The following is an 8396-nucleotide window of genomic DNA, read 5'->3' as shown; positions in this document are numbered from 1 at the left end:
GCGGTGAGCGTCGTGGCGGTGGTCGTGGTGTCGGTGGCGAGCGTCGTGAAGGCGGTCGTAACTTCAGCGGTGAACGCCGTGAAGGTGGTCGTGGTGATGGTCGTCGTTTTAGCGGCGAACGTCGTGAAGGCCGCGCACCGCGTCGTGATGACTCTACCGGTCGTCGTCGTTTCGGTGGTGATGCGTAATACACGCTGACCATCGCACACAATCTGTAAAATAATATATACAGCCCCGATTTTAACAATCGGGGCTTTTTTTCTGTCTTTTGTACTCGCGTACTGGTACAGTGCAACACATAACAACGCAGTCGCACTATTTTTCACTGGAGAGAAGCCCTTATGGCAACACTAACCACCACCCAAACGTCACCGTCGCTGCTTGGCGGCGTGGTGATTATCGGCGGCACCATTATTGGCGCAGGAATGTTTTCTCTGCCTGTGGTCATGTCCGGTGCGTGGTTCTTCTGGTCAATGGCGGCGCTAATCTTCACCTGGTTTTGTATGTTGCATTCCGGTTTGATGATTCTGGAAGCTAACCTGAATTATCGAATCGGTTCGAGCTTTGACACCATCACCAAAGACTTGCTGGGCAAAGGCTGGAACGTGGTCAATGGCATTTCCATTGCCTTTGTGCTCTATATCCTGACTTACGCTTATATCTCTGCCAGCGGTTCGATTTTGCATCACACCTTCGCAGAGATGTCGCTAAATGTCCCGGCACGGGCGGCGGGTTTTGGTTTTGCACTGTTGGTGGCGTTTGTGGTGTGGTTGAGCACTAAAGCCGTCAGCCGAATGACGGCGATTGTGCTGGGGGCGAAGGTCATTACCTTTTTCCTCACTTTCGGCAGCCTGCTGGGGCATGTACAGCCTGCGACATTGCTCAACGTCGCCGAAAGCAATGCGTCTTATGCGCCATATCTGCTGATGACGCTGCCGTTCTGCCTGGCATCGTTTGGTTATCACGGTAACGTGCCGAGCCTGATGAAATATTATGGCAAGGACCCGAAAACTATCGTCAAATGTCTGGTGTACGGTACGCTGATGGCGCTGGCGCTGTATACCATCTGGTTGCTGGCGACGATGGGTAACATCCCGCGTCCGGAGTTTATCGGCATCGCCGAGAAGGGCGGCAATATTGACGTGCTGGTACAGGCGTTAAGCGGTGTGCTGAACAGTCGTAGTCTGGATCTGCTGCTGGTAGTGTTCTCAAACTTTGCGGTAGCGAGTTCGTTCCTCGGCGTAACGCTTGGTCTGTTCGATTATCTGGCAGATCTGTTTGGTTTCGACGACTCGGCTCTGGGTCGCTTTAAAACGGCACTGTTGACCTTTGCACCGCCTGTTGTTGGTGGCCTGCTGTTCCCGAACGGATTCCTGTATGCCATTGGTTATGCTGGCTTAGCGGCTACCATCTGGGCGGCAATTGTTCCGGCGCTGCTGGCTCGCGCATCGCGTAAACGCTTCGGTAGCCCGAAATTCCGCGTCTGGGGTGGCAAGCCGATGATTGTCCTGATTCTGGTGTTTGGCATTGGCAATGCACTGATCCATATTTTATCGAGCTTTAATTTGCTGCCGGTGTATCAGTAAGGGTGAGGTCTGATGCCCTCACCCTAACCCTCTCCCACAGGGAGAGGGGACTGCCCGGCGCGGAAAATGCACTTACCCCAACAACTCTTCCTTCACATCCATCGCCAGATCAAACGAATGCAGCCGCGCCTGGTGGTCAAAAATCTGTCCGTTAACCATAATCTCATCGGCGTCGGTTTCGCGCAGGATTGACTGCAAGCCATGACGCACTTTCGCTTTATCACCTACCAACGACATACTCAGCGCCTGCTGCACGCCATACTGCTCGGACGGTGACCAGAACTGATCCATATTTTGAATCGGCGGCGGCAGTTGCCCGGTTTCGCCACGGCGCAGCTTCACAAAGGCTTGCTGCATTGAGGTAAACAGAAATTCAGCGTCGCGGTTGCTGTCGGCAGCGATAATATTGATGCACACCATCGCGTATGGTTTTTCCAGTCGTGCCGACGGTTTGAAGTTGCTGCGATAAAGATGCAGCGCCTGGAACAACATATCCGGCGCGAAGTGTGAGGCAAACGCAAACGGCAGACCAAGCTGCGCCGCCAGTTGCGCGCTGTAAAGGCTGGAGCCTAACAACCACACGGGGATTTGCTCGCCGTAGCCTGGTACCGGGCGCACATGCGGATTGGGATCGCGGGCGTCAAACCAGTCCACCAGCTCTGCAACATCACGAGGGAAATTATCAATATCGCTGCTCATATGTCGACGTAGTGCCATCATGGTCCGTTGATCGCTACCCGGTGCACGACCCAGCCCTAAATCGATTCGCCCCGGATAGAGCGTATTGAGCGTGCCAAACTGTTCGGCAATCACCAACGGTGAGTGGTTAGGTAACATCACGCCGCCAGACCCCAGATGCAGCGTGGTGGTATTCGCCGCCAGATAGCCAATCAATACCGATGTTGCAGCACTGGCAATGCCGGTCATATTGTGGTGTTCCGCCAGCCAGTAGCGATGATAGCCGCGCTTTTCAGCCAGACGGGCGAGGTCGAGAGAGTGGGAGAACGCTTCTCGTGCTGAAGAACCTTCGGGGATGGGAGCCAGATCGAGTAGCGAAAAAGGAATAGTTTTATCAGTCATAACAGCTCACTTTGTTACCGATTAATCTTTAATACTGCATTAAAGAGTAGTTAAAGTTGTTAACAAAGTGAGCTGTTTATTCATGCTTGCAGTTCCAGCCCGGCCAGCCGTCGCCAGTAGCCGTTACAATCGCTGTTTGCCGTCAACGGCAGTGGAGCAGCGCCATTTTCATTGGCGCGGAAGGCGTCGAGCATAGCGAAAGTGTCAGCACCTTGCGGCGACAGACGAACCACATCAACCAGCCCCTGCATGGATGCCAGCTCGTTACCGAGGTTGTAAACATAGCCGCTCATGGTCTGAATGCCGTTGAGCACAAACACTTGCTGATTTTCCTGCGACAGCACGTTGCGCCCGTTCGGATACTTGATGCAGCAGGTTTCACACTCATCTTTCGGGCGGTCTTCCGAACGCGCGGTAAAGCAGCGGGCGGAATAGGCCAGCGGCAGATGACCGTAGCTCAAGACTTCCACTTCAAACTGGTTGCGAATGCCCAGCTCATCGCACTGATTGAGCAGATTCACCAGCCAGTCGCGGGAAAGTTCCACCGGCATACACCAGCGCATCATGCCCTGTTTGAGTAATATTTTCAGCGTCACTGCGTTGTAGCAGTTCAGCGCGTGCCCGGCGACGAACGGCAGTTTGCGTTCAGCGCACATATTCACCACGCCGAGATCGCTGGCTTCAATCAGAAATTCGCCATTCTCAACATAGCGTTTCAGTTCGCCAAGTTCAGAGGATGCCTGAACCAGCGCCAGCGTGGAGAGCACAATCTGCTTGCCGCTACCGGCGAGCGATTTTGCCATCTCCAGCCATTCGCCAACTTTGGTTGCCCGACGCTTGCTGCACACGGCTTCACCGAGATAAATCACATCGGCGCTGCTGGTGGCTGCCTGCTGATAAAATTCTTCCAGCGTCTCTTTTGGCCAGTACCACAGCACCGGCCCTAAGGAATATTTCATTGCTTTTCTCACTGCCATTTACGGTGATACGCGCCAAGGGTGGTTTGCGTGCCTTCGGACATCGACCCGAGCGTCTCCATCCACGCGCTTTGCGGTACGAAGTTTTGTGGATCGGCTTTACAATGGTCGATAGCCTGACGCCAGACTTTCGCCACTTGGCTGACATACGCCGGGCTACGCTGGCGACCTTCAATTTTCACCGAAGCAATATTTGCCGCCATTAACTCTGGCAGTAGTTCCAGGGTATTGAGGCTGGTTGGTTCTTCCAGCGCGTGATAGCGTTCGCCGTCCACAAGATAACGCCCTTTACACAGCGTCGGATAACCTGCGTTTTCGCCGTCCTGATAACGGTCGATCAGCACTTCGTTCAGGCGGGATTCCAGCCCCTGCGGCGTTTGTTGCCAGCGCACGAAGCGAGCCGGAGAACACGCACCGACGGTGTTGGGCGACTCACCTGTCAGATACGACGACAGATAGCAGCGCCCTTCCGACATAATGCACAGGCTGCCGAAAGCGAACACTTCCAGCGGTACAGGGGTAACCCGTGCCAGTTGTTTCACCTGATGAATCGACAACACGCGCGGCAGTACCACGCGGGCAACGTCAAAATGGCGATGATAAAAGTTAATCGCCTCTTCATTGGTCGCCGAAGCTTGCACCGATACGTGGCGCTCAATATGCGGATAACGCTCGGCGGCGTACTCCAGCATGGCGAGATCGGCGAGGATCAGCGCGTCGGCACCCAATTGCGCCGCCATGTCCACGGCGCGCTGCCAGCGGGCATAGCCGTTCGGGTGCGCAAAAGTGTTAATTGCGATGTGAAGTTTGCGGCGATGTTGATGGACAAAACTCACCGCTTCCTGCAATTTTTTCTCGGTAAAGTTAAGGCCGGCGAAGTGGCGGGCATTGGTATCATCTTTTAGCCCGATATAAACAGCATCTGCGCCGTTTTCGATGGCCGCCTTAAGCGCCGGGAGATTTCCGGCAGGGCAGAGCAGCTCCATAATTTTTCCTGAAGGTTGCGCTATCAAAGCGCAAAAATGTTAACGAACTGGGATTTTAGTTAACCTTGCTGCGACAATTTTTGATTTAAGGCAGTTAAAGTTGTATTGGTGGTATCAGCAATTTCATATGGAATTGTTGATTTATACCGCTATGTTATTTTCCTGATATGGCAAAATAGGACGATTGTTGAAACAGGGAGTAAAACTCGTGTTGGATAAACTGCGTTCCCGTATTGTGCATTTGGGGCCATCTCTGTTGAGTGTACCGGTAAAACTGACGCCATTTGCGCTAAAACGCCAGGTTCTTGAGCAGGTCTTAAGCTGGCAATTTCGCCAGGCGCTGGACGACGGCGAGCTGGAGTTCCTTGAAGGTCGCTGGTTAAGTATTCATGTGCGTGATATTGATCTGCAGTGGTTTACCTCGGTGGTGAATGGCAAACTGGTTGTCAGCCAGAACGCGCAAGCTGATGTGAGTTTTAGTGCCGACGCCAGCGATCTGCTGATGATTGCGGCGCGTAAACAGGATCCAGATACGCTTTTCTTCCAGCGCCGGCTGGTGATTGAAGGCGATACGGAGCTGGGGCTGTATGTGAAAAACCTGATGGACGCCATTGAGCTGGAGCAAATGCCGAAAGCCTTACGCATGATGCTGCTGCAACTGGCGGATTTTGTTGAGGCGGGAATGAAAACCGCGCCTGAAACCAAACAGACATCGGTAGGTGAACCATGCTAATTCGAGTAGAAATTCCCATTGATGCGCCGGGTATTGATGCCTTGCTGCGTCGTTCATTCGAAAGCGATGCGGAAGCGAAGCTGGTTCACGATCTGCGTGAAGATGGCTTTCTGACGCTGGGGCTGGTGGCGACAGATGACGAAGGTCAGGTCATTGGCTATGTAGCATTTAGTCCGGTTGATGTGCAGGGCGAAGACCTGCAATGGGTTGGCATGGCGCCGTTGGCGGTTGATGAAAAATACCGTGGACAGGGGCTGGCACGCCAACTGGTCTATGAAGGACTTGATTCGCTTAATGAGTTTGGCTATGCCGCAGTGGTGACGCTGGGCGATCCGGCACTGTACAGTCGTTTCGGCTTTGAACTGGCGGCGCATCACGATCTGCGTTGCCGCTGGCCGGGCACTGAAAGCGCCTTCCAGGTACATCGTTTAGCGGATGACGCGCTGAATGGCGTAACTGGTTTGGTTGAGTACCACGATCATTTCAATCGCTTTTAATCTCCGGGGTTTGCAGGCTGCTCAACAGTTCTGCAAACCCTGCGCCTTCCGCTACCAGACGCTCTTTCTGCCGTTTGGTTAGCTGCTTAACGCGATATTCCGCCCGTAGTGCCAGCGAACGGTCGCCTACTGGCGCGGAAAACGCCAGCGTTAGTTCTCCTTTCCCACGCAGTGCTTTCGCGCCTTTGCCGCTCTGGTGCTGCTGATAGCGGCGTTCGACATCCGTGGTGATCCCGGTGTAAAGCTTATTATCGGCGGTACGAATCAAATAGAGATACCAGGGTGTCATCGTTTGTGTCACATGTTAAGGTCAGGCCACCAGTATAAAAGAGAACAAAAATGGAAACACTCACCGCTATTAGCCATTGGCTGGCAAAACAACATGTTGTCACCTGGTGTGTGCAGCAGGAAGGGGAACTGTGGTGCGCCAACGCCTTTTATCTGTTTGATTCGCAAAAGGTTGCTCTTTACATTCTCACGGAAGATAAAACGCGTCATGCACAGATGAGCGGGTCGCAGGCTCCGGTTGCCGGAACGGTAAACGGTCAGCCGAAAACGGTGGCGTTAATCCGTGGCGTACAGTTTAAAGGCGAGATCCGCAGGCTGGAAGGTGAGGAAAGCGACCTCGCACGCAAGGCGTACAATCGCCGCTTTCCGGTTGCCCGAATGTTGTCGGCACCGGTATGGCAAATCCGGCTTGATGAAATCAAATTCACCGACAACACGCTGGGCTTTGGTAAAAAACTGGTCTGGCTACGCGGCTCAGGCACCGAGCAGGCGTAACGCCTCGCGGTTAAATGCTGGCAGATCGTCTGGCGTTCGGCTGGTAACCAGCTGATCTTTATCGACCACCACTTCCTGATCGTAAAATTCCGCTCCTGCGTTTTTAACATCAATAATGATCGGTTTAACGGCGGTCAGTTTGCGCCCCCGAATCACATCGGCGCTGATTAGCAACTGCGGGCCGTGGCAAATGGCAAACACCGGTTTGCCGCTGTTCACAAAATCGCGGGTGAAGGTGACAAAACGGTTGTCCCCGCGCAGATAATCCGGTGAATGGCCGCCCGGTAGCAGCAGGGCATCAAACTCTGCTGGCGTCACTTCATCGATGGATTTATCAATGGTGACGCTGGCTTCCCCTTTTTTCCCTTTCACCGTTTTACCCGCTTGCTTTTCAATAGTGACAACTTCGTGCCCGGCTTTACGAAATGCGTCTGCGGGTGAAGTAAATTCTGAATCCTCAAATTCATCAGTGATTAAAACAGCAATCTTTTTACTCATGCTTCCTCCGCGTTGTTGCATTGGATGAGGCGAATTTCCCACAATCGGGGATAATTACCTCGTAGACTATTAAGCCTGGTGCATGTACCGGGGAGTGCAAGGCGGACAATTCTGTAAAGGAGCGAAGATGAGTCAGGTACTGATTACAGGCGCAACGGGGCTGGTGGGCGGTCACCTGCTGCGGATGTTGATTAACGAACCGAAAGTAAACGCCATAGCCGCGCCGACGCGACACCCGTTGGGCGATATGCCAGGCGTGTTCAATCCCCATGATCCACAACTGACCGACGCGCTGGCGCAGGTCACCGATCCCATCGACATTGTGTTTTGTTGTCTCGGCACCACGCGGCGGGAAGCGGGTAGCAAAGAGGCATTTATTCATGCCGATTACACGCTGGTCGTGGACACCGCGTTAACCGGACGGCGGCTGGGTGCACAGCATATGCTGGTGGTCAGTGCGATGGGTGCAAACGCGCATTCGCCGTTTTTCTATAACCGCGTCAAAGGGGAGATGGAAGAAGCGTTAATCGCCCAGAACTGGCCGAAACTGACCATTGCGCGTCCGTCGATGTTGCTGGGCGATCGTAGCAAGCAGAGGATGAACGAAACGCTTTTTGCGCCGCTGTTTCGTTTGCTGCCTGGCAACTGGAAATCCATTGATGCACGGGATGTGGCGCGGGTCATGCTGGCTGAAGCCATGCGGCCTGAACATGAAGGGGTGACTATTTTAAGCTCTTCAGAACTACGCAAAAGAGCTGAATAATTATTCCCAAGGATTGATAGTGAGCGTAATATTCACGCGCTCAATTATCATAACTTATTCCTGGGGAATGCTATGACTGGTCAGTCTTCATCTCAGGCGGCAACGCCCATTCAGTGGTGGAAGCCCGCGCTTTTCTTTCTCGTTGTCATTGCCGGATTTTGGTATGTGAAATGGCAACCCTACTACGGCAAAGCGTTTACCGCCGCCGAAACCCACAGCATCGGTAAATCAATACTCGCACAGGCGGATGCTAATCCGTGGCAAGCGGCGTTGGATTACGCGATGATCTATTTCCTCGCGGTATGGAAAGCGGCGGTGCTGGGGGTGATCCTCGGTTCGTTGATTCAGGTGCTGATTCCCCGTGACTGGTTGCTGCGCACGCTGGGGCAATCGCGCTTTCGCGGCACGCTGCTGGGAACGCTGTTTTCGCTACCAGGTATGATGTGTACCTGCTGTGCGGCACCGGTCGCGGCGGGGATGCGTCGCCAGCAAG

The 8396-nt window shown here is 53.6% G+C and carries 12 protein-coding genes; 7 read left to right on the top strand and 5 right to left on the bottom strand.

The genetic code is table 11. The annotated features are described in order from the left end of the window. A partial coding sequence (locus A7589_RS22155) for a hypothetical protein (protein ID WP_201261862.1) occupies positions 1 to 188 on the top strand: 188 nt, incomplete at its 5' end. 153 nt (positions 189 to 341) lie between these two features. Further along, positions 342 to 1586 (top strand): tryptophan permease, encoded by a 1245-nt coding sequence (mtr, locus tag A7589_RS22150; protein ID WP_000224360.1) that lies wholly within the window; start codon positions 342 to 344, stop codon positions 1584 to 1586. A gap of 72 nt (positions 1587 to 1658) precedes the next feature. Here the strand turns inward: mtr and A7589_RS22145 are convergent, their stop codons facing one another. The 3 genes from A7589_RS22145 to ubiU form a co-directional block, all read right to left on the bottom strand. Further along, on the bottom strand, positions 1659 to 2666 hold the full coding sequence (locus A7589_RS22145; protein ID WP_000130416.1) for a luciferase-like monooxygenase: 1008 nt from the start codon (positions 2664 to 2666) through the stop codon (positions 1659 to 1661). 80 nt (positions 2667 to 2746) lie between these two features. Next, positions 2747 to 3625: a U32 family peptidase gene (locus A7589_RS22140; RefSeq protein WP_021551465.1), complete on the bottom strand. Its 879-nt coding sequence runs from the start codon at positions 3623 to 3625 to the stop codon at positions 2747 to 2749. Between the two features lie 8 nt (positions 3626 to 3633). Continuing rightward, positions 3634 to 4629 (bottom strand): ubiquinone anaerobic biosynthesis protein UbiU, encoded by a 996-nt coding sequence (gene ubiU / locus A7589_RS22135; RefSeq protein ID WP_010355306.1) that lies wholly within the window; start codon positions 4627 to 4629, stop codon positions 3634 to 3636. Positions 4630 to 4837: 208 nt separating this feature from the next. On the opposite strand from ubiU, the gene ubiT reads away from it, so the two are divergent. Together ubiT and A7589_RS22125 are read left to right on the top strand one after the other, a co-directional pair. Then, positions 4838 to 5362 carry a ubiquinone anaerobic biosynthesis accessory factor UbiT gene (gene ubiT / locus A7589_RS22130; protein ID WP_001295552.1) on the top strand — a complete coding sequence of 175 codons (525 nt, stop codon included), beginning with the start codon at positions 4838 to 4840 and terminating at the stop codon, positions 5360 to 5362. Beyond that, complete coding sequence (locus A7589_RS22125) at positions 5356 to 5859, top strand: GNAT family N-acetyltransferase (RefSeq protein ID WP_000908553.1); 504 nt, start codon at positions 5356 to 5358, stop codon at positions 5857 to 5859. Before ubiT ends, A7589_RS22125 begins: the two co-directional genes overlap by 7 nt. Here A7589_RS22125 and yhbQ read toward each other — a convergent pair. After that, positions 5846 to 6148, bottom strand: coding sequence for a DNA damage response exodeoxyribonuclease YhbQ (gene yhbQ, locus A7589_RS22120; RefSeq protein WP_000189371.1), 303 nt, complete (start codon positions 6146 to 6148; stop codon positions 5846 to 5848). The genes A7589_RS22125 and yhbQ overlap by 14 nt on opposite strands. Positions 6149 to 6198: 50 nt before the next feature. Between yhbQ and A7589_RS22115 the strand changes: the two genes are divergently transcribed. Further along, complete coding sequence (locus A7589_RS22115) at positions 6199 to 6642, top strand: YhbP family protein (RefSeq protein ID WP_000449442.1); 444 nt, start codon at positions 6199 to 6201, stop codon at positions 6640 to 6642. On the opposite strand, the gene yhbO is transcribed toward A7589_RS22115, so the two are convergent. Continuing rightward, positions 6622 to 7140 carry a protein/nucleic acid deglycase gene (gene yhbO / locus A7589_RS22110; protein ID WP_000037602.1) on the bottom strand — a complete coding sequence of 173 codons (519 nt, stop codon included), beginning with the start codon at positions 7138 to 7140 and terminating at the stop codon, positions 6622 to 6624. The genes A7589_RS22115 and yhbO overlap by 21 nt on opposite strands. A 127-nt stretch (positions 7141 to 7267) precedes the next feature. On the opposite strand from yhbO, the gene A7589_RS22105 reads away from it, so the two are divergent. Then, positions 7268 to 7903 (top strand): NAD(P)H-binding protein, encoded by a 636-nt coding sequence (locus tag A7589_RS22105; RefSeq protein WP_010355310.1) that lies wholly within the window; start codon positions 7268 to 7270, stop codon positions 7901 to 7903. Positions 7904 to 7975: 72 nt separating this feature from the next. Continuing rightward, on the top strand, positions 7976 to 8396 hold a 421-nt coding region (locus A7589_RS22100), incomplete at its 3' end, for a permease (RefSeq protein ID WP_201261861.1).

The sequence above is a fragment of the Escherichia sp. MOD1-EC6475 genome (assembly GCF_003046645.1).
Lineage (GTDB): Bacteria > Pseudomonadota > Gammaproteobacteria > Enterobacterales > Enterobacteriaceae > Escherichia > Escherichia ruysiae.
Note: the sequence above shows the minus strand (reverse complement) of the source record. Positions and strands in the feature narration are given on the sequence as shown.

Bases quoted from the DNA above. Each gene is read 5' to 3' on its own strand.
- mtr (WP_000224360.1), top strand. From the start codon at position 342: ATGGCAACACTAACCACCACCCAAACGTCACCGTCGCTGCTTGGCGGC.
- A7589_RS22145 (WP_000130416.1), bottom strand. From the start codon at position 2,666: ATGACTGATAAAACTATTCCTTTTTCGCTACTCGATCTGGCTCCCATC.
- A7589_RS22140 (WP_021551465.1), bottom strand. From the start codon at position 3,625: ATGAAATATTCCTTAGGGCCGGTGCTGTGGTACTGGCCAAAAGAGACG.
- ubiU (WP_010355306.1), bottom strand. From the start codon at position 4,629: ATGGAGCTGCTCTGCCCTGCCGGAAATCTCCCGGCGCTTAAGGCGGCC.
- A7589_RS22125 (WP_000908553.1), top strand. From the start codon at position 5,356: ATGCTAATTCGAGTAGAAATTCCCATTGATGCGCCGGGTATTGATGCC.
- yhbQ (WP_000189371.1), bottom strand. From the start codon at position 6,148: ATGACACCCTGGTATCTCTATTTGATTCGTACCGCCGATAATAAGCTT.
- A7589_RS22115 (WP_000449442.1), top strand. From the start codon at position 6,199: ATGGAAACACTCACCGCTATTAGCCATTGGCTGGCAAAACAACATGTT.
- yhbO (WP_000037602.1), bottom strand. From the start codon at position 7,140: ATGAGTAAAAAGATTGCTGTTTTAATCACTGATGAATTTGAGGATTCA.
- A7589_RS22105 (WP_010355310.1), top strand. From the start codon at position 7,268: ATGAGTCAGGTACTGATTACAGGCGCAACGGGGCTGGTGGGCGGTCAC.